This is a genomic window from Pseudomonadales bacterium, assembly GCA_024234165.1.
Classification (GTDB): domain Bacteria; phylum Pseudomonadota; class Gammaproteobacteria; order Pseudomonadales; family UBA5518; genus UBA5518.
On the sequence record JACKOP010000002.1, the window covers coordinates 140,406 to 159,855 of the forward strand.

Genomic DNA, 19,450 nt, shown 5'->3' on the forward strand with positions numbered 1-19,450 from the left:
CTCCGTCGCTACGATTCAGGCAAGTGTCCAGGAATGTTCGAGGCCCTTGATCATGGCAGCCACTGCCTCGTTCATCGGGCAGGCCACACCGAGTTCACGTCCGAGCTTCGCGATCCCGGCATTCAGCGCCTCGATCTCGGTTTTGCGATGTGCCTCGACGTCCTGCAGCATGCTCGGCTTGTGGTTGTAGGCGACCTCGCGTCCGTGATCGATCATCTTCTCCGGATCATCGTCGAGCGTGATTCCGAGTGCACGTGCAACCGCCACGCCCTCGGCAACCAGCACGGACATCAGTGCACGTACCTCCGGCTGATCGCAGGCGACACCGTGTGGCAGACGCGTCAGAGCACCCATCGCGTTCGACGCCGAGTTGAAGATCAGTTTGGTCCATTGCGCGCCGCGTGCGTCTTCCATCGCGATCACGTCCATGCCCGAGCGCGTGCAGGCGTCGGCCAGGCGCCGGACCTCGTCCATGCTGGCTGGCCTTGGTGCAAACGGTCCGATCCAGGTACTGCCGCCGGTATCCTGGTTGCAGACACCGGGAGCAGTGATGTGGCCCGCCGGAAACGTGGTGCCCAGGATCACCCGTGGCACGTACTCGGCGATTATTTCTTCGTTACCGACACCATTCTGCACCGAGCAGACCGCGGCGTTGGCGAACACGTTCGCCGTGGCTTCGATCGCGGAGCGCGTGTGCGTGCTCTTTGCTGCAACGATGCCGAAGTCGCACGGCGGTATCTCGCTGGCGTTGCTGCGCGCGTTGACACGCGCCACGAAATCGCTTCTGCCGGTCAAGCGCAGCCCTTTCGCATTGATCGCGTCGACATGTGCCTGGTAAGGGTCGTAGGCCCAGACCTCGACATCCTCCAGCCGTCCAAGATGGGCTGCGAACAGACTCCCGATGGCGCCACAGCCAACGATGCAGATCTTCATCATGTTCTCCTTTTCGTGTTGCGTTGACGCATGCGGTATCAGTGTGCGGGAGCGCGCGGCCGCTGCCAGCTGCTCTCCAGCGCCTTCACCAGACGGTAGAGAGTTTCGTGATGGGGAGCCGCAATTCCTGCCTTCTTCGCCTCACGCACGATCGCTCCGGTAATCCAGTCGACCTCGGTGAGACGGCGGTTGCGCACATCGTCGAGCATCGAGGTCACATGCCCGTATTCCTCGTTGCCGGTCTGTCCGTGGCTGACCGCCCTCACGTTCATTTCCCAGGGATCGTCCGCAAGACTCACACCACGAGCAGCCGCGATGCACCGGCCTTCGTCCATCATCGCGTAGACCAGATGGCCAAGATCGGCAAGCTGCTCACGCGCGGCGAAAGAGCGAACGTGCGGCAGATCCGCCAGCGCCGAGATGCTGTTCACCGCCGAGTTGAAGATCAGCTTCGACCACTGGTGAGGCAGCAGATCTTCGTAGGCTTCCGCCTTCAGCCCGGACCGAACGATCAGTGCTTCGACCTCGCGCACAAATGCGTAGTCGGGACCATGCTCCGCCCACGGGCCAAGCCAGGTCGCGGTATCGAGTTCGTATTCCACGTGGGTGTCGGAATGGCGCACGCCGCTCATGAAGGTCACACCGGAAATCAGCGGCCACTCACCGAACCGGTGCACCACCTCCTCGCAGCCCAGGCCGTTCTGCACGAGCAGGATGCTCGCTCGCGGAAAGTGCCCTTGCAGCACCCGCGCGCTTTCTTCGACTGCGGTAGCCTTGGTCGCCAGGATGATCAGATCCACATCGCCGAGCTCAGCCGGATCGATGCTCGCACGCACGCGTGCGTGCAGATCCGACTTGCCGCTCACCCGCAACCCATGTTCGTTCAGATCGCGTGCATGTGCCTCGCGGCGTGTGAGTACCGTCGTCTCGATGCACGCACCCAGGTGACCGGCGAACAGGCTGCCGATCGCGCCTGCGCCGACGATGCATACCTTGCGAATCTGCTGCATGCGCTTCTGCCCCGATTATTTTCATGCTTGCGTCAGGCACGGGAGCTTATGGCAGCCGCGCTCCGACTGTCTTGATCGAAACTGCATAACAGCTTGACCTTCCGCGCAGGCACCGCAAGCGCGGCGTCCCGGCTTCATTCTTCCGCTGCGCGTCGTACCTCGGCGTCCTGACGCAGTTTCAGTGGCGACACGGCGAAGCGTTTCCGGAACGATCGGCTGAAATGCGCCGGATCATTGAAGCCGCGCCCGAATGCGATTTCGCTGACCCGCATATGACGCAGCTGCGGATCGAGCAGATCATCACGCGCCGCACGCAACCTGCGCTCCCACAACCACTTGCTTACCGAAATTCCAGCCTGAAAGAACAAGCTGTGCAGGTAGCGCATCGAGATTCCGTTCGCCTTCGCGATCTTCTCCGGCGACATCTCGGCATCCATGAAGTTTGCTTCCATGAATTCGAGGATGCGCCGAAACAGCGCCGACTGTCGCGAATGCTTCCTTTCGTACTCCACGTCGGTTTCCGAACGCAGCATCGCTGCTGTCAGTTCCAGCAGGTTTTCCGCCAGCGCATACTGTTCCGGCAACTTGAACTCGCCCGCGTCCAGTGCTGCCGAACGCAACATGGCACAAACCACCGTGACCAATCCGCCGGGTGGCATCAGGCGCGGCCGATACTCCCGGCTCTTCATGTGCCCGAGCACGCGTTCGCGAAACAGCGCGGCCGGGAAATGCAGTATCAGGCGGTGACTCTGCTGGGTATGGATGATGCTGTACGGCTCCCCGGCCGACATCATCACGAGACTGCCCGGACACTGGGTAAACTCGATATTGCCCTGCTTGATCAGCACGGTCCCCTGCAACTGGGTGGCGAGCAGGTAATCATCGGTACGATCTTCGCTGATGTCTTCGACGCGACGATGAATCACGATCGGGTCGATCGTGATCTCGAAAAGTTCGAGATTGGCGAGACGCAGATCGCGGCAACTGAAACGCTGGATCGGACGACCCCGCATTTCGGTACCGACGGTGATGTGCGCATCGCGCACGGATTCCTGCAGCGAATTGTTCTCGATCATGATCGCAGCCCGTCCACGTTCACTCGCGCTGCTCTCCCTCAACCCGGTTGATGGATAAAGGTCATCACCAAGGCACCCGGTATTGCGGCAGTATCGATGGGGTTGCACGCGCAGTCAATGAATGAGGCATCAGGAGGCAAGACCGGGCAGCTGTATCGACACTATGCTGGTTGCGAGTCGTTTGCGTCGATGCAAGAAGCGTTTACGATACGGTAAAACAGAACAAGCAGAGGAATCCGCCATGAAGCTCGCCACATTCAGGATCAAGGCTACCGGCAAACAGACGGTCGGTGCGTTCGACGGCAGCAGTTATCGCGACGTCGTCGCACTCAGCCAGGGCAGCGTACCGAACTCGATGATCGAGGTGCTGGAAAAAGACCTCGTCGGCACGATCCGCAGCGTACTCGAGGGCGCTGCCAGCGGCGCACATGCTTATCCGCCCGATGCCGTCCAGCTGCTTTCCCCCGTGCCGCGTCCAGGCAAGATCATCCACACTTCCTGCAACTTCCGTTCGCACCTCGACGAACTGACCACCTGGGAAGCGCCCGAGTGGCAGGATCACGACTGGAACCAGTTCCACTACGAGCATCCGACCGGGTTCCTCGAAGCGCCTTCGTGTGTGGTCGGCAGTGGCGAAGGCGTCAGCCCACCGCCGTTCACGCGACAGCTCGATTACGAGATCGAGGTCGGAATCATCATCGGCAAGAAGGCGTTGCGTGTACGCGTCGAGGACGCGCTCGACTACGTCGCCGGTCTGACGATCTTCAACGACCTGTCGGCACGTGACATCCAGGCTCGCGAGCACGCCAACAACGTGATCCTGATGGGCAAGAGCTTCGACGGATCCTGCCCGCTCGGTCCCTGGCTGGTCACGCTGGACGAGATAAAGGATGTGAACCACCTCGACATGAAGCTGTATCTGAACGGTGAGCTGCGCCAGGATTCCGGCACGCAGAACATGCACTACAAGATCGCAGAACTCGTCTCCTGGTGGTCGAACATGACGCTGGAACCCGGCGATGTGATCACCACCGGCAGCCCTCCCGGCGTGATCTCCGGAATGAAGGTTCGCAACTGGCTGAAGGCTGGCGACCGGATCGAGGCACATGTGCAGTCCCTCGGCTGCCTCGTCACGCCGATCGTCTGAACACGTCCACAGGAGAACAATGAACATGTCGAAACCGGACGCACAACTCGTCGACCAGGCCATCCAGAACATCGACCGCGACCGTCTGGTCAAGCTGGTGATGCAACTGGTGGACATTCCGAGTCCTACCGGATTCGAAGGCGATATGGCGCGCGCCTATCACGAGGTGCTGCGTCAGTCGGGCTTCGATGCCACGCTGCAGCCGATAGGTGATGCCCGCTATAACGCCGTCGGACGTCTGCAGGGTACAGGCAACGGCAAGTCGCTGATGTTCAACGGCCATATGGACACCTCCTTCGGGCCCGAGCAGGCACACCGCGGCATCGGTTACCAGTGCAAGGGCACGCTGGTGGATAACGAATGGATCTACGGCATGGGCTCCTTCAATATGAAGAGTGCCCTCGCCACCTACGTGGTAGCCGTGGAAGCGATCCGCGCCGCCGGCATCCGACTTGGCGGTGACGTCGTCATTGCCGGGGTGGCCGGCGAAATCGAGAAGTCTCCGGTGAACGACCACGACGGTCCGCAGTTCCAGGGCTACGGCGTCGGCACCAAGTATGCGATCACGCATGGTGCGATCGCCGACTTCTGCGTCCTCGGGGAGCCGACCAACATGATGCTGATTCCGCGTCACTGCGGCAGCACGTGGGTGAAGATCACCGTTCCAGGACACCTGATCCATACCGCATGGTCGGAGGTGGAGCGCAACGCGATCAACCGCGCTCGCAAGGTACTCGACGCGATCCACGACTGGATACCGGAGTATCGCAGGCGCAACAGCCTTGGCGAATTCAGTCCGCGCGTGAATACCGCGGCAATCGAGGGCGGCTGGAGCTGGCGTGGCGCGCGCACGCCTGACAACTGCGTGATCTACATGGACGTGCGTACGCTCCCGGATGCGCTGCCACTGCAAGCCTACAACGAGGTGCGCGAACTGGTTGCCAAGGTCGTTGCCGAGTACCCGTATCTCGAAGGCACACGCGTCGAACCGTACATGACGGTACCCGGAACATCGATCCCGGACGATCACGAATTCGTGCAGCACATCGTGCGCGCGCATACCGACCAACTGGGCAATGCGCCGCAATTCGGCGTCGAGACCTGGATGAGCGATGCCGCACACATGAACCGTTACGGCATACCGACGATCAACTACGGTTCGGCGGGGCGCATTCGCACGGGTGGCGCCGGCTTCTCGACGCACCAGGGTGAAGCGGTACATATCGGCGACATGCTCGACATCATCCGGGTGTACATCCAGCTGATCCTGCAGATCTGCGGTACGGCAGGTTAAGAGGGCACGCGACAACGACATAATACGACGGGGAACGGAGGCTGCGATCATGAAGCGTCCTCACGAGCGCGTCGACTTCTCGGCGATCACGCAGCGGCCGCGCTGGACCCTTCCCGACGGCAAGAGGATCGCTGTCTATACGGTCGTCAACGTCGAGGAATGGGATATCGACAAACCCGTTCCGCGCGAGTACGTGAGTTCACCAGCCGGGGTTACCACGGTACCCAATATCCCGAACTGGGCATGGCACGAGTACGGGATGCGGGTCGGGTTCTGGCGCCTGCTCGCGGCGCTGCAGACACGCAGCCTGCGTGCAAGCGCGGCGATCAACGCACGGGTGTGCCTCGGGCCCGGCGAGCCGGTCGCACGTGCGATGCGAGACGCCGGGTGGGAATTCATGGGACACGGTTTCCATCAGACTGCCCTGCATGTGGTGGCAGACCAGCGCATGAATATCCGTGATTCGTTCAAGGTGTTGCACGATTACACCGGCGTTCCACCACGGGGCTGGCTTGGTCCGGGCCTGCAGGAGACGCTGGATACGCTCGATTACCTCGCGGAAGTCGGATTCCGCTACGTCACCGACTGGCCGATGGACGAGCAGCCGGTCTCGCTGCGCACCACTTCGCACCCGATCGTCGCGATGCCGTACACGCTCGAACTGAGCGACCTGCCGATGATGGTCGTGCACCAGCATGAATCACGCGTTTGGCTGCAACGCGTGACCGAGCAGTTCGATCGCCTCTACCAGGAGGGCGTGCAGCAGCCACGCGTGATGTCGATGAGCGTTCACCCGTTCATCATGGGCGTGCCACACCGGATCGGCTATTTCGAGGCCGCGCTTGACCACATGCGTGCGCATGAGGACGTATGGTTCGCAACGGCAGGCGAAATCTACGACTGGTTCATGCAGAGCGGTGGCTGAGAGGGAGGACATACGCTGCCTTGGCGGTCAACGAATCACACTCTGACAGACAAGACAGCAAACGGCTCGTTGCCTAGCATTCAAGTTGCCCGCGTCGTGCATGTCCAGCGGGTACCCGCAGCGAGTCGCAACACACTTACATAAAGGTGTCAGCATGGTGGACACGATTTCTGCAGATCAGATCTGGACCAGTTCGCTGAATGCGATGGACCGCGTACAGACCGGTTTCGATCGCAGCAAGACGATCCGCTTCTACGACACGACCTTGCGTGATGGCGAGCAGTCCGTCGGCGTATGTTTCAGCGCCGAGGAGAAGTTCGCAATCGCGTGCAAGATCGCCGAACTCGGCGTGAGCCGGATCGAATCGGGCTTCCCCCGGGTATCCGAGGAAGACACACAAGCCGTTGCAAAGATTCTCGCGGCCGGGCTCAAGTCGGAAATATGGGGATTCGCTCGCTGTGTGCAGGCCGATATCGACGCGCATATCGAACTCGGCACGCGCCATGCGCTGATCGAGATCTCGACCAGCGAACTGAAGATGCGTGCGTACGGATTCACGCGCGAAAAGGTACTCGAACGCATCAAGGCATCGGTCGCACACGCCAAGTCGAACGGGATCCAGAGCGTCAACTTCTTTGCCGTCGACAGCACACGCAGTGATCTCGGTTTCCTGCGCGAGTGCTATCTCACGGCGCTGGCTGCAGGTGCCGACGAAATCACCGTGGTCGACACGATTGGGGCCTGTGCGCCGGAAGCAGCCGAATACCTGGTAGCCGAGGTGAAGTCCTGGATAGGCAAATCGATTCCACTGCATTGGCATGGGCACAATGACTTCGGCCTTGCGACTGCGGCAGCGATTGCAGCGGTGCGCGGTGGCGCGGACTGGATCCAGGGAACGATCAACGGCATGGGCGAACGCGCAGGCAACGCCGATATCTGTGAGGTTGCCCTGGCTCTGCGCTGTGTCTACAACGTACCGGTCGCGCTCGACCTGAGCAAGGCCCGCGAAGTTTCCCGTCTGGTGCAGCAGGCCGGCAACTACACGGTAGATGGATGGAAGCCCGTGGTCGGTGAATACCTCTACACCCGCGAAAGCGGTGCAGTGGCAGCCCAGTTCCATATTCCCGAGGCGATCGAACCCTACTCTGCCGACATCGTCGCCGCGCAGCGCAGGATCGTGCTCGGCAAGAAGAGTGGCCTGGCCAACATCAAGCTGAAACTCGAGGAATTGGGCATCGATGTGCCTGCAGAGCGGCATGCTGCAATCCTTGAACAGGTCAAGGCCAGAGCCTCGGCCGCAAAACGCCTGCTGAGCGACGAGGAGTTCCGCTCGATCGTTGCCAGCAGCAGGTGATTTCCAGGCTTCGATCCAGACGGATCGCGGCGTTCATGACAAGAAAGGAGAATTGAAATGGGACAGGTAAACGTCGGAATCATCTTCAAGTCCTACGAGCCGATGAAGGCGATCCAGGCCTATGCGCGGCAAACCGAGGACTCGGGATTCAGCGGGGGCTTCTGGATTGCCGAAGCCTATCACTGGTTCCGCCAGTACGGCCTCGAGGCGCGTGGGTGCTTCGCGACCCTGGCTGCCGTTGCGCTGGCGACACGCACGATCCCGGTCGGGCTCGGGATCACCTCGCCGTACATGCGTCACCCGACGATCCAGGCGTCGGAATGTGTCGGGATCGACGAACTCTCGAATGGCCGCTTCATCATGGGCATCGGAGTCGGCAAGGTCGGTATCGAGTACCTCGAATACGATACCGAGAAGCTGAAGCCGGTTCCGGTGCACCACGAGTCGCTGGAGATCATGCGCCGGGTATTCAGCGGAAAGCAGTTCAGCTACAAGGGCGAACTGTTCGAATCGACGATGCCTGCCTATGACCGCAAGGGCGACGGACTGCGTACGGAGATTCCGATCTATGTCGGGGCGACCGGACCGTTCATGCAACAGCTCTCCGGGCGCGAGAGCGACGGTATGTTGCTTGCCGGACTGACTTCTCCCGCGTTCGTGAAATACGCGCGCGACAACATGCTGAAGGGTGCAGCGAAGGTCGGACGCACGCTGCCTGCCGATTTCCCGGTGGGTGGTGTAATTCTTGCCGCCTGCTCCAAGGATCGCGCCAAGGCCAAGGCGGCGACGCGCAGCTATACGGGCACGTATATCGTGAACAAGCTGCGCAATATCAAGAACGACGTCATTCTTGCCGGCTCTGGCCTTCCGGATTCGACCTGGGACCCGTTCCGCAAGGCAATCGCCGACGGCACCCAGGACAAGGTCGCACACCTCGTCACCGACGATATCCAGCGCCGTTTCACGGTCATTTCCGGCACCCCCGACGAGTGTCTGGAGATTACCCAGGAACTGGTCGACGCCGGACTCAACCTGCCACTGCTCGAAGTGGTCGGCGCCAGCGAGGAAGACAACCTGGAAACGATCCGCCTGTACGGCAAGGAAGTCATGCCGCGGCTGCGTCCGGCTGCAAGCTGAGGCTTGGGCCGCGATCAGGAACATGCCGCAGCGCCAGTCCGGATTCCGGCGGCATGTTCCCGATCTTCACTGCAGGGATCGATTTGCATTCGGGAATGATGACTATAATGCACTAGCGATACAGCAATAAACGATGCGCTGAAAAGGCATAAATAATGACCGGTGCACATGTCCGCAACGACATGCTTGGCGGGGTGTCACACTACAGGGTGGTACCGCGATCGGGCCACAAACCTTCCTTGTTGCCCGGTTTGTCGATCGGCACCCTGGGTGAACGGCTGCTTTTCCATACGCGTGAACTCGACGAAGCGCGTGAGAAGGTCGCTGCGCTGTACACGCCACACCGCCTCGACTTTACGGGCCGTCATCGCCAGCTCGACGCCTACTTCTATCACACCCCGCTGCTGCGCACCTCGGTGAACTGTCTTGGCTACGGCTCGGACATGATCATCGAGCCCGGCGACCTGCAGAGTTTCTTCCTGGTACAGATGCCTGTTCACGGCAAGGCACACGCCGCATGCGGCAATCAGGCCGTCGATTCCGACCCGGAACTGGGCTCGGTTCTCAGTCCAACCGTCCCGACAAGAATGAACTGGCGCGCCAACTGCTGGCAGGTGCAGGTACGCCTGGATCGAGCGTTCGTCGAGCGGTATCTCGCCAATCTGCTGGAGCGCCCGCTCACCGAACCGCTCATGTTCGCGCTCGGCATGGACATGCGCAGTCCAGGCGGGCTCGCGTGGTGGAATACGGTGAGGTACGTCGCCGAGCAGGCGCACCTCCTTGCCGACCTGCCGCACGCCAGCTCCATGCTGCGCCAACTCGAACATCTGCTGGCGAGCTCGCTGCTGCATCTGCAGCCGCACAACTACAGCGATCAGTTGCTGAAGCGCGAGCCCTGCATTGCTCCACGCCATGTCAAACGTGCCGAAGAATATATCGCAGCACACTTCAACGAGAACATCACGATCGAGGACATCGCAACGCACTGTGGCGTCAGCGCACGCACGCTTTACCGGGGCTTCCAGGAGTTCCGGCAGGTCGCGCCGATGCAGCACCTGAAATCGGTCCGGCTTGAAATGGCGCACCGCATGCTGCGTCTTGCGGATGTTTCCGACAGCGTCACACGTATCGCACTTGACGCAGGATTCAGGCAACTCGGTCGTTTTGCCGTCGAATACCGCCGGCATTTCGGCGAATCCCCCTCGGACACGCTGAAAGGCTGATCGTGGCGAGCATTCACGGCGGACATCATCGGCTTGTGCGATTTCCGCCGGCGCTGTCCCCATGCTGCCGCTTTGAGCGCGATGGGTTCATGCTCCATTGTCTTTTCGGAGCATGTGGATTTTCAATGGCTACTGCCCACCAGAAAAACGGAGAACCGTGATGACAACCAGAACCAGAATGACATCGCTCGCAAGAATGAAGCTCGGACGCCTGTTCCTGCTCGGCACGGCGCTCGGCCTGGCCGCACCCGTGACGGTACACGCACAAGCACAGGCACAAGCCAAGCCGGGTAGCACCGACTGGCTCGTCGAGGAAATCACGGTCACCGCTCGAAAGCGAGAGGAAGGGTTGCAGTCGACCCCGATTTCCATCTCTGCCTTCTCGGGTGAAAGTCTCGAATTCCGGGGCGTCGACAAGATCGACGGCATCGCCGACTTCACGCCGAACCTGTCGTTCGACAACAGCCCGACCTTCGGTGGCGCCAGCAACAGTGCCGCAATCTACATTCGCGGCATCGGCCAGAAGGACTTCGTGCCAACCGTCGACCCGGGTGTCGGTCTCTACGTCGACGGGGTCTATATTGCCCGTTCGGTGGGCGGCATCCTCGACCTGGTCGACGTCGAACGTGTCGAGGTACTGCGCGGTCCGCAAGGGACCCTGTTCGGCCGCAACACGATCGGCGGTGCCATCTCGATCACGACGCGCAAGCCGAACGAGGAGTTTTCGGGGCGCATCTCGGCAACCTACGGCACCGACGACCGCTTCGACGTGGTGGGATCGATCAACGCGCCGCTGGCCGACAATTTCTTCAGTACCGTTTCGGTTGCACGCAAGACGCAGGATGGTTACGTCGATCGTACGGACGGCAAGGATCTGGGCGATGAAGACATGCTGACCGGACGCATTGCGCTGCGCTGGCTGCCAAGCGATGCATTTGAAGTGAACTTCTCTACCGAAGGTTCACGCAACCGTGAAAATGGCCCTGCCTTTACACTGATCGGTATTGACAAGGGTCCTGTTATCAACCGTGGAACCGGCAACTACGATCCCTTTACCCCGCCAATGGCCGTGATCAACAACCAGATGGCCAGCTTCCTTGCGGGCTGGCCTGCTCCCGCACTTGGCGGACCCAATGCCTATCCTCCTTGCGTTGCCCGGCCTGATATGGGCCTGGGCCCAATGGGCGTTCCGTCCAATATCAACAGGAATGTGCCGGGTTGTTACGACAATCGTTATATCCACGGCAAGAACGGACGCAACATGGGTACTGCACCCGCGTTTTCGGACACCGATATATGGGCAGCCAACCTGACGCTCGATTGGCAGATCAACGAAAACTACAGCGCCAAGTCGATCACTGCTTATCGTGATCTCGACGCGGATTTTGCACGTGACGGTGATCATTCGCCGATTCATGTTTCTCAATATATCGATCACATGAAGCTCAAGCAGTTCTCGCAGGAGTTCCAGCTGAACGGTCTGTCGCTGGACAGCCGGCTGCACTGGGTATTGGGCTTGTACTATTTCAAGGAATCAGGCGACAACGAAAATATCCTCGACTTCGTGATGTCGAATTTCCGTAGCGGTGGCGCCATCGACAACAAATCCCTGGCCGCCTTCTTCCAGGGCACCTACGACATCAGCGATCAACTGCACCTCACCGTTGGCATAAGGCACACCAGCGAGGACAAGAAATTCAGGCCAGACCAGATCATCCTGCGGAACTACTTCGCCGGCAGTGGCGACCCGATGCTCGACGCTCCCTTCATGCAGGCCGGCGAGCGAATCCTGCCTTTCCTGTGGAAGAAGCAGAGCATCTCCAAGAACACGCCAATGGTCAACCTGTCCTACGACTGGAACGACGACCTGATGGTTTATGGCAGCTACTCGGAAGGTTTCAAGTCGGGTGGTTTTACCCAGCGCGTGTTTCCACCGATCATTCCCGGAGCAATGGGTTATCCAGCGGATATGACCGAGCTGGAAAGAATCCCGGGATTCGATCCCGAGGAAGTCAAGGTATACGAACTCGGTTTCAAATATTCGACTCCGGGGCACCGGGTACGCCTGAATGGTGCGGTGTTCCACACCAAGTACGACGATCTGCAGGTACAGGTGTTCACCAGCGTGGCTCCGGTAACCAGGAACGCAGCCGGTGCGTCGATCAACGGCTTCGAGCTTGAAATGCAGGCGGTCCCCGCCGACGGCTGGTTCCTCGAGGCAGCGGCCGGTTATCTGAAGGCTGAATACGACCAGGTCGACCCCATCGACACCTGGCTCTTCAAGAAGGACAAGTTCGAGCGCGTACCCGAGTGGAGCGTCAGTGCCGCCCTGTCGCGGCAGTTCGACCTGCCTGACGGCGGCACGCTGACACCGCGCGTCGACTGGTCGTGGAAAAGCAAGGTGTACAACGACGCGTTCAATTCACCACAGTTGACGCAGGACAGCTTCGCGCTGGTGAACCTGAACCTGACCTACACCGACAAGAGCGACCACTACGACATCGTTGCGGCGGTCAAGAACGTGACCGACAGGGAGTACATGCATACCGGCGTCTGGGGTACTGCGTTCCAGACGATCGAGGGTGTGTTTGACCGCGGCCGGCAGTACTCGCTGACGGTACGCGCGCGCTTCTAGTCCCCCATCGGGCAAGCATGCGCCGGCTCACAAGAGTCGGCGCATGCTGCTGTGTCCCCGGTGGTCCCCGTCCACCCGCTGCAACTGATATGCTCGCCCCACCCTGATCTAGCAGTCCTCCCGCAAAGGGCCGGAATTCATGGCTTTCGAGAGCATCGAGAACGTGATCGAGACCTGTGCGCGGCACGGGTACGTAATGGACCGCACGCTCGCAACGGCGGTCCATCTGGCCGAGCGACTGCACAAACCCCTGTTCCTGGAAGGTGAACCTGGAGTCGGCAAGACCGAGCTTGCCAAGGTGATGGCTCTTGCACTCGATGCCGAACTGATCCGCCTGCAATGCTACGAAGGGCTCGATGTCGCCACGGCAGTGTACGAATGGAATTACCCGCGACAGATGCTCGAGATCCGCCTGCAGGAAGCGCGCGGCATCGAGCGCGCCCATATCGGCGAAAACATCTACTCGGAGTCCTTCCTGCTCGAACGTCCACTGCTCAAGGCGATGCGTGTCGCGCCACCTCGACGCGCACTGCTGCTAATCGATGAAGTCGACCGTTCCGACGAGGAGTTCGAGGCCTACCTGCTGGAATTCCTGTCCGATTTTCAGATCAGCATCCCCGAGATCGGCACGCTGAAGGCGCAACGTCCACCACTGGTCGTGCTGACTTCGAACCGCACCCGCGCGCTGCACGACGCACTGAAGCGTCGCTGCCTGTACCACTGGATCGATTACCCCGATTTCGTGCGCGAGGTGGCCATCGTGACGGCTCGCGTACCCGGTATCGAGCAACGGCTCGCAGCACAGGTATGCAGATTCATGCAATGGCTGCGCGAACAGGATCTGCAGAAAAACCCGGGTGCCGCAGAGACCGTCGATTGGGCACGTGCACTGATCGCACTCGGCATCAGCGAACTCGACCAGCAAACGATCAGCGATACCCTTGGCTGGATCCTGAAGTACAAGGACGATATCGATCTGATTCGTGGCAACGACCTCGCTTCCGTCACCAGCCGCATCGTGCACGCCTGGCGGCGATGAACCCAGGTATCAGCCAACCCCTGCCCGCCACGTACAGCCTGTTACAGCACCTGGTGCTGTTCGCACGACAACTGCGTCTTGCGGGGCTGCCCGTATCACCTGCTGCAGTGCTCGATCTGTGCCAGGCGATCGAACGGATCGATTTCACGAACCGTGCCGACATGCAGGCCGCCGCGCGCGCCACACTGGTACACGATCGCGAACATCTGCAGGCATTCGACGCCATCTTCGACGCCTACTGGATGCGGGCCGCAGAGCAGTACGAAAGCACGCCAGGCATCACGTATCCTGATCGTGCTCCAACCGGAACAGGTGCCGACAGCAAGGACGAATCCGACCTCCTGCTCGACAGTGGCACTGCCTCGCCGCCACCGACGCGCGGCGAGAATCAGGATCATGTAGCCGCCAGCCTGATCGACACGATCGCCACCCGCGACCTCGGAGAGCTGGATGAACACGAGCTGCGGCTTGCCCTCGGACACATGCGCGAACTGGTGCGCAAGCTGGCGAATCGCCCGGGGAGGCGTTTTCATCTGCCACGGGATCACGGCGGCGAAGTCGATCTGCGCGCCAGCCTGCGCCGCAGTGCACGCCTTGGATTCGACGCCATCGAGATCAGGTCACGCAAGCGCCGTATCCGCAAGCTGCGACTGCTGCTGCTCTGCGATGTCAGCGGTTCGATGGCCCGCTACAGCAGCTTCCTTCTGGCCTTCATGCAGGCGCTGGGTGATGAACTGAGCAACCTGGAGGCCGCCGTTTTCGGTACCCGCATGATTCCCGTCACGGCACTGCTGCAACGGCATGATCCGGCACAATTGCTCCCGGCCCTGGGGGCCGTAGTGCAGGGTTGGGGTAGCGGAACGGATATCGGTCGCGCGATCGGTGAATTCAATCAGCGTTTTGCGCAGCACATGGTGCGCTCACGCACCGTCGTGGTGATCCTCAGTGACGGCTGGGACCGCGGTGATCCGCAGACCATGCGCAATGCGATACGCGCACTGCGCAGTTGGGCCGACTCACTGGTCTGGCTCAACCCGTTGCTGGGCCAACGGGGCTACCAGCCACTGTGCCGTGGCATGCGCACCGCTCTCCCTTATCTCGATCACTTCCTGCCGGCACACGATCTCGCAAGCCTCGCCAACGTGGTGGCGAGGCTGCGCACCATCTGACATGCGTCGTGATCAGAGCTTGCCCAGTGCTTTCAGCACTCTCTCAGGAGTAATTGGTAACTCATTGATACGCACGCCAATTGCATTGTAAACCGCAGCGGCAATTGCCGCCGCCGGAACGGTTACGCACTGCTCTGAAAGACTCTTTGCGCCAAACGGCCCCGAAGGCTCGTCGGTCTCGACGAAAATGCATTCGATCGAACGCGGCATCTCGAGTGCCGTCGGTATCTTGTAATCGAGGAAGTCTGCCGACAGACATGCCCCCGTATCCTTGTCGAATACCAGGTTTTCCATCAACGCGTAGCCGAGCCCCTGCTGCAGTCCACCTTCGACCTGTCCTTCAGCGCCGTTCGGGTTGATCAGCTTGCCGAGATCGTGTGCGTAGACGCAGCGCTGCACCGCGACCTGCCCGGTTTCGGTATCGACCTCGACCTCGATAAACATCACAGAAGCGGGCGTCGGGTTCTCGGGGGGAGCAAGACTCGACGAGCCGATGATCGTTCCCTTGTATTCTGGAGGCGAAGACGGACGAGGCCCCTGCTTCGTGTCCTTGATGAACGGGCTCTCGGCCACACGGATGATCTCGGTCAACGGCAGCGCACTCTGCGGCGAACCCTTGACGTAGACTTTCGAGTCGCTGATCTCGAGGTCTTCCGGGTTGGCTTCCATCAGGCCGGCAGCAATCTCGAAAATGCGCTTCTTCGCCTGCGCAGCCGCCGCCTTGATCGCCAGTCCCGAGGAATACGTGACCCGACTCGCGTGCGTCGGTGCATCGAAGGGTACGGTGTCGGTATCGGCATAGACGAGACGAACCTTTTCGACGCCGATACCCAGCTCCGCCGCAGCAATCTGCGACAGCGCGGTGATGGCGCCCGAACCGATATCGACCGTTCCGGTTGCCACATCCGCGGTGCCGTCGCGATTCAGCTTCACGATGGCGCCGGTGTGTTCGTAGATATCCGGGAATCCCATGCATCCACTGACCCAGATGCCCTGCGTGGCCACGCCGATACCCCGTTTCTTCACACCGGGGCTGCTGCCAGCGGGCTTGCGTGACGACCAGCCGATACGCTCGGCACCACGGCGCAGTGCTTCCTCGTAGCCGTAGGAATTGAGCGTCCAGTTCGGATTGAAGGGATGGGGATCTCCCTTGCGCAGCGCATTCCGGACCCGAACTTCGATCGGATCGAGACCCAGCTTCTCGCAGATCTCGTCAAGCTGCGATTCGACCGCAAAGCAACCCTGCGGAGCACCGTAGCCCCGGTAGCCACCACCGATCATGTGGTTCGTGTAGACGGTAAAGCCTTCCCACTTCTTGTTCGGACACCTGTACGGAAAGGTCATGCCGAACAGGCCGTGCACCATGATGACCTGCGCGCCATGCGTAGCGTAGGCACCCGAATCCAGAATGCTCCTGGCGTGCCGAGCAGTGATCGTGCCATCGGCCTTGACACCGGTCTTGATCCACATCTTGATCGGATTGCGCGTCGTGGTAATGAAGTCTTCGTAACGCGTCTGTTCGATCCGCACCGGGCGATGCGTCCTCTCGCTCAGCAGCGCAGCCAGCAGTTCGATGTAGCCGATATCGAGTTTGCCGCCAAAACCACCACCGATGTATGCAGGCTTCACGACCGTAACGCGGCCTTCGTCGATGCCCAGCGAGTAAGCAAGCTTCTCGCGCAAGCCGAAGATATGCTGCGTCGAGGAATGCACCGTGAAATGCCCCTCACGGTTGCAATCGATGACACAGACGCGCGGCTCCATATAGCAGGTATGTACACGCTGCGTCTGGTAGACGCCTTCGAAGATGTGATCCGCCTCGGCAAAACCGGCCTCGACATCACCGAACTCGAAAACCGGGTTCTTGGCAATGTTTCCAGGCGCATGCTCGTGCAACTGCGGCGCACCCTCCTTCATGGCTTCTTCCGGATCGAATACGGCGCGCAACTCCTCGTAGTCGACGTCGATCAGTCCAAGCGCCTTGTCGGCGATTTCCTCGCTGACTGCAGCGACCGCGGCAACCGGTTGCCCCGCAAATCGCACATGCTCGCTCAGGATCAGCATGTCGCGGATCAGGGTTTCTCCGTCGGACGGCACGAAATACACCGGACAGAACGGAATCTGCGGTACATCCTTCGGCGTGAGTATCGCCTTGACACCCGGAAGGCGTGCCGCTTCGCTGATGTCGATGCTGCGTATGCGTGCATGTGGATAGGGACTGCGCAGGAGTTTGCCGTGCAGCATGCCTGGCAGGTTGACGTTCACCGGGTACGCACGGCCCCCGGTCACCTTGTCGAGTGCGTCAGGTCGGATGACGCTCTTTCCGATCAGATCCGCTCCGCCCATGGGATTTCTCCTGTTAGCCGTTCAGCCTTCTGCTGCCATCTTTATTGCATCGACGATCTTCGCATAGCCGGTACACCGACACAGGTTGCCGGCGATCCCATGTCGAATCTGCTCCCCGTCGGGATGTGGGATCTCGCTCAGCAGTTGCTTCGCCGACATGATCATGCCGCAGGTGCAGTAGCCACACTGCACGGCACCGGCACGGATGAAAGCATCCTGCAGCGGATCGAGGCGATCACCCTCGCCCAATCCCTCGATGGTGGTGACTTCGCTGCCATCCACCGACAGCGCATAGACCGCACATGAGTAGACGCTCTTCCCGTCGACGTGCACGGTGCAACAACCGCAGGCGCTGGTATCGCAGCCGCGCTTGGTTCCCTGCAGACCGAGTTCGTCGCGCAGCACCCGCAACAGGGTTGCATCGGCCGGCACCAGCAACTCGTGCTGCTCTCCATTGACCGTCAGGACCAGTGTTTTCTTCATTCTGCCAGCTCCCTTCAGACCAACCTGTCGACCGCACGCTGCAACGCCCTGCGCACGTATACCTTGCCCATCGCCGCGCGGTACTCGGCCGAGCAGCGATGATCGGACATCGGCTGCATCTCGGCCTCTATCGCCTGCGCCGCACGCTCGAAGACTGCCTCACCCACCGTCGCACCGTTCAGTACCGCCTCTGCGGCGGTCGAACGGATATGAATTTCGTTGAGCCCGCCACCCAGTACCACACGAGCGCCACTGATACGTTGCGATGCGTCGATGGTCATGCGCACGGCAGCGCCAACCAGCGCCAGATCGTTCGCGTTGGTCTCGAGTTTCAGATACGCACTGGTCGTTCGCGCAGCTGGCCGCGGCAGGAACACGCTCGAGATGTATTCGCCTGGTGCCAGCGAGTTCACGAACACGCCGGCATAGACTTCGGCCAATGGCATGTCACGAGACGTACCAGCGGAGTTTGCGGTTACCACCGCATCGAGCGCGAGCAGTGCCGCCGGCACATCGAAGAAAGGCACCGAAGCCGCAATCGAACCGCCGATCGTAGCCATGTTGCGGATCTGCGGTGGCGGACAGGCCAACGCGTCCTTCAACGCGCCAAAGGCCGGCAAATCGATGTCGGATATCCTTCCCAGCCGGGAGAAACTGACCGTTGCACCGACATGCCATCCGCGACCGTCGTTCGACAGCGTATCCAGACCCATGCGACGCAGATCGACCAGTGCCTGCACGCCGCTCAACAAGCCACGTGCCTCCAGACCGTGGATGAAGGTGCCACCGGCAACGATCAGGGCCGCATCCTCATAGGTATCGAATACGCCGGATAGCTCGGCGGCCGACTGCGGGCGACAGAATTCCTTGAGTTCAGGTAACGCCATTGTTTTCACTCCTCATTGGTTGCGAGGGAATCTTCTGGGTGACGTCCGTGACCGATTATAGGGTCGTGGTCACGCCAACTGTAGCCATGGTGCCAGATCTGGACGCAGCAATCGGCAGACACTGCACAGTTCGCTGCACTTGGTGCATAGTAGCGAACGAACCCCCACTTGTAGGATGCGCCGCAACGCAGGCAAGGAGTTCTGCAGCATGGATATCGAAAAGGTTTTTCAGGTTGCCGCCCCACGTGAAAAGGTCTGGGACTTCGTCACCAGCGCAGAGCAGGTGGCAACCTGCATTCCCGGTGTGGAAGGGGTGGAGGTCGTCGAACCAGGCAAGTACAAGGGCCTGATGACGATCAAGGTCGGACCGATCAAGGCATCGGTAAAGGCCGATGTACACGAACTGGAACAGCGTCCGCCCGAATTCGCTTCCTACAGCATCCAGGGGGAGGAAGGTGGCCGCGCCAGCCGTCTGACCGCCGAGGCAAAGCTGCAACTGAGGCCGCTCGAGGCGAACCTCACCGAGGTGACATTCAACGCGAATGTCGTGATCGTCGGCAGGCTCGGCAAGTTTGCTGGCGGCGTCATGAACAAGCTCGCCGACAGCATGAGCGAAGAATTCGTGACGGCCTTCCGCTCCCGGCTCGAACCCGTGGCGCCCGTCCCGGTCGCTCCTGCCGCCCCACCAGCGCCGACGCCCGGGCTGTGGAGCCGTTTCATCGCATTCCTGCGCCGCCTGTTCGGGGGGAGCTGACAGAGAAGCAGCAGACGGGCAGCCGTCCACCCCACTAC

Annotated in this window: 16 protein-coding genes; 10 read left to right on the forward strand and 6 right to left on the reverse strand. The window is 60.7% G+C overall.

Annotated features, from left to right (window positions below):
- Positions 1–15: 15 nt before the first annotated feature.
- The 3 genes from H7A12_06370 to H7A12_06380 form a co-directional block, all read right to left on the reverse strand.
- Positions 16–933: a 2-dehydropantoate 2-reductase gene (locus H7A12_06370; protein MCP5320438.1), complete on the reverse strand. Its 918-nt coding sequence runs from the start codon at positions 931–933 to the stop codon at positions 16–18.
- Positions 934–971: 38 nt separating this feature from the next.
- A complete protein-coding gene (locus tag H7A12_06375) occupies positions 972–1,943 on the reverse strand; it encodes a ketopantoate reductase family protein (GenBank protein MCP5320439.1) in 972 nt (323 codons plus the stop codon).
- 134 nt (positions 1,944–2,077) lie between these two features.
- Positions 2,078–3,019 (reverse strand): helix-turn-helix domain-containing protein, encoded by a 942-nt coding sequence (locus tag H7A12_06380; protein MCP5320440.1) that lies wholly within the window; start codon positions 3,017–3,019, stop codon positions 2,078–2,080.
- Positions 3,020–3,260: 241 nt separating this feature from the next.
- Here H7A12_06380 and H7A12_06385 point away from each other — a divergent pair, with 241 nt between their 5' ends.
- The 9 genes from H7A12_06385 (at position 3,261) to H7A12_06425 (ending at position 14,942) form a co-directional block, all read left to right on the forward strand.
- Positions 3,261–4,166 (forward strand): fumarylacetoacetate hydrolase family protein, encoded by a 906-nt coding sequence (locus H7A12_06385; protein MCP5320441.1) that lies wholly within the window; start codon positions 3,261–3,263, stop codon positions 4,164–4,166.
- A 25-nt stretch (positions 4,167–4,191) separates the two neighbouring features.
- Entirely contained in the window at positions 4,192–5,460 is a 1,269-nt protein-coding gene (locus tag H7A12_06390) for a M20/M25/M40 family metallo-hydrolase (protein ID MCP5320442.1), read from the forward strand.
- Positions 5,461–5,509: 49 nt separating this feature from the next.
- Positions 5,510–6,385 carry a polysaccharide deacetylase family protein gene (locus H7A12_06395; protein MCP5320443.1) on the forward strand — a complete coding sequence of 292 codons (876 nt, stop codon included), beginning with the start codon at positions 5,510–5,512 and terminating at the stop codon, positions 6,383–6,385.
- 157 nt (positions 6,386–6,542) lie between these two features.
- Positions 6,543–7,739 carry a homoaconitate hydratase gene (aksA, locus tag H7A12_06400; GenBank protein MCP5320444.1) on the forward strand — a complete coding sequence of 399 codons (1,197 nt, stop codon included), beginning with the start codon at positions 6,543–6,545 and terminating at the stop codon, positions 7,737–7,739.
- Between the two features lie 57 nt (positions 7,740–7,796).
- Positions 7,797–8,876 carry an LLM class flavin-dependent oxidoreductase gene (locus tag H7A12_06405; GenBank protein ID MCP5320445.1) on the forward strand — a complete coding sequence of 360 codons (1,080 nt, stop codon included), beginning with the start codon at positions 7,797–7,799 and terminating at the stop codon, positions 8,874–8,876.
- Between the two features lie 155 nt (positions 8,877–9,031).
- Positions 9,032–10,099 (forward strand): AraC family transcriptional regulator, encoded by a 1,068-nt coding sequence (locus H7A12_06410; protein ID MCP5320446.1) that lies wholly within the window; start codon positions 9,032–9,034, stop codon positions 10,097–10,099.
- Positions 10,100–10,259: 160 nt separating this feature from the next.
- Complete coding sequence (locus tag H7A12_06415) at positions 10,260–12,734, forward strand: TonB-dependent receptor (GenBank protein MCP5320447.1); 2,475 nt, start codon at positions 10,260–10,262, stop codon at positions 12,732–12,734.
- A 139-nt stretch (positions 12,735–12,873) separates the two neighbouring features.
- Positions 12,874–13,773, forward strand: a complete 900-nt coding sequence (locus H7A12_06420) for a MoxR family ATPase (protein ID MCP5320448.1) — start codon at positions 12,874–12,876, stop codon at positions 13,771–13,773.
- Positions 13,770–14,942 (forward strand): VWA domain-containing protein, encoded by a 1,173-nt coding sequence (locus H7A12_06425; protein ID MCP5320449.1) that lies wholly within the window; start codon positions 13,770–13,772, stop codon positions 14,940–14,942. Before H7A12_06420 ends, H7A12_06425 begins: the two co-directional genes overlap by 4 nt.
- A gap of 12 nt (positions 14,943–14,954) precedes the next feature.
- Here the strand turns inward: H7A12_06425 and H7A12_06430 are convergent, their stop codons facing one another.
- The 3 genes from H7A12_06430 to H7A12_06440 are packed head-to-tail and all read right to left on the reverse strand — an operon-like array spanning position 14,955 to position 18,658.
- Complete coding sequence (locus tag H7A12_06430) at positions 14,955–17,288, reverse strand: molybdopterin-dependent oxidoreductase (protein ID MCP5320450.1); 2,334 nt, start codon at positions 17,286–17,288, stop codon at positions 14,955–14,957.
- 21 nt (positions 17,289–17,309) lie between these two features.
- Positions 17,310–17,771 (reverse strand): (2Fe-2S)-binding protein, encoded by a 462-nt coding sequence (locus tag H7A12_06435; protein MCP5320451.1) that lies wholly within the window; start codon positions 17,769–17,771, stop codon positions 17,310–17,312.
- A 14-nt stretch (positions 17,772–17,785) separates the two neighbouring features.
- Entirely contained in the window at positions 17,786–18,658 is an 873-nt protein-coding gene (locus H7A12_06440; protein ID MCP5320452.1) for an FAD binding domain-containing protein, read from the reverse strand.
- Positions 18,659–18,866: 208 nt separating this feature from the next.
- Between H7A12_06440 and H7A12_06445 the strand changes: the two genes are divergently transcribed.
- The gene (locus H7A12_06445) at positions 18,867–19,412 is read left to right on the forward strand and encodes an SRPBCC family protein (GenBank protein ID MCP5320453.1); all 546 of its coding nucleotides are present in this window, start codon (positions 18,867–18,869) and stop codon (positions 19,410–19,412) included.
- Positions 19,413–19,450: the final 38 nt, after the last annotated feature.

Bases quoted from the DNA above. Each gene is read 5' to 3' on its own strand.
- H7A12_06375 (MCP5320439.1), bottom strand. From the start codon at position 1,943: ATGCAGCAGATTCGCAAGGTATGCATCGTCGGCGCAGGCGCGATCGGC.
- H7A12_06420 (MCP5320448.1), top strand. From the start codon at position 12,874: ATGGCTTTCGAGAGCATCGAGAACGTGATCGAGACCTGTGCGCGGCAC.
- H7A12_06430 (MCP5320450.1), bottom strand. From the start codon at position 17,288: ATGGGCGGAGCGGATCTGATCGGAAAGAGCGTCATCCGACCTGACGCA.
- H7A12_06445 (MCP5320453.1), top strand. From the start codon at position 18,867: ATGGATATCGAAAAGGTTTTTCAGGTTGCCGCCCCACGTGAAAAGGTC.
- H7A12_06440 (MCP5320452.1), bottom strand. From the start codon at position 18,658: ATGGCGTTACCTGAACTCAAGGAATTCTGTCGCCCGCAGTCGGCCGCC.
- H7A12_06435 (MCP5320451.1), bottom strand. From the start codon at position 17,771: ATGAAGAAAACACTGGTCCTGACGGTCAATGGAGAGCAGCACGAGTTG.
- H7A12_06415 (MCP5320447.1), top strand. From the start codon at position 10,260: ATGACAACCAGAACCAGAATGACATCGCTCGCAAGAATGAAGCTCGGA.
- H7A12_06370 (MCP5320438.1), bottom strand. From the start codon at position 933: ATGAAGATCTGCATCGTTGGCTGTGGCGCCATCGGGAGTCTGTTCGCA.
- H7A12_06410 (MCP5320446.1), top strand. From the start codon at position 9,032: ATGACCGGTGCACATGTCCGCAACGACATGCTTGGCGGGGTGTCACAC.
- H7A12_06405 (MCP5320445.1), top strand. From the start codon at position 7,797: ATGGGACAGGTAAACGTCGGAATCATCTTCAAGTCCTACGAGCCGATG.
- H7A12_06385 (MCP5320441.1), top strand. From the start codon at position 3,261: ATGAAGCTCGCCACATTCAGGATCAAGGCTACCGGCAAACAGACGGTC.
- H7A12_06425 (MCP5320449.1), top strand. From the start codon at position 13,770: ATGAACCCAGGTATCAGCCAACCCCTGCCCGCCACGTACAGCCTGTTA.
- H7A12_06380 (MCP5320440.1), bottom strand. From the start codon at position 3,019: ATGATCGAGAACAATTCGCTGCAGGAATCCGTGCGCGATGCGCACATC.
- H7A12_06390 (MCP5320442.1), top strand. From the start codon at position 4,192: ATGTCGAAACCGGACGCACAACTCGTCGACCAGGCCATCCAGAACATC.
- H7A12_06395 (MCP5320443.1), top strand. From the start codon at position 5,510: ATGAAGCGTCCTCACGAGCGCGTCGACTTCTCGGCGATCACGCAGCGG.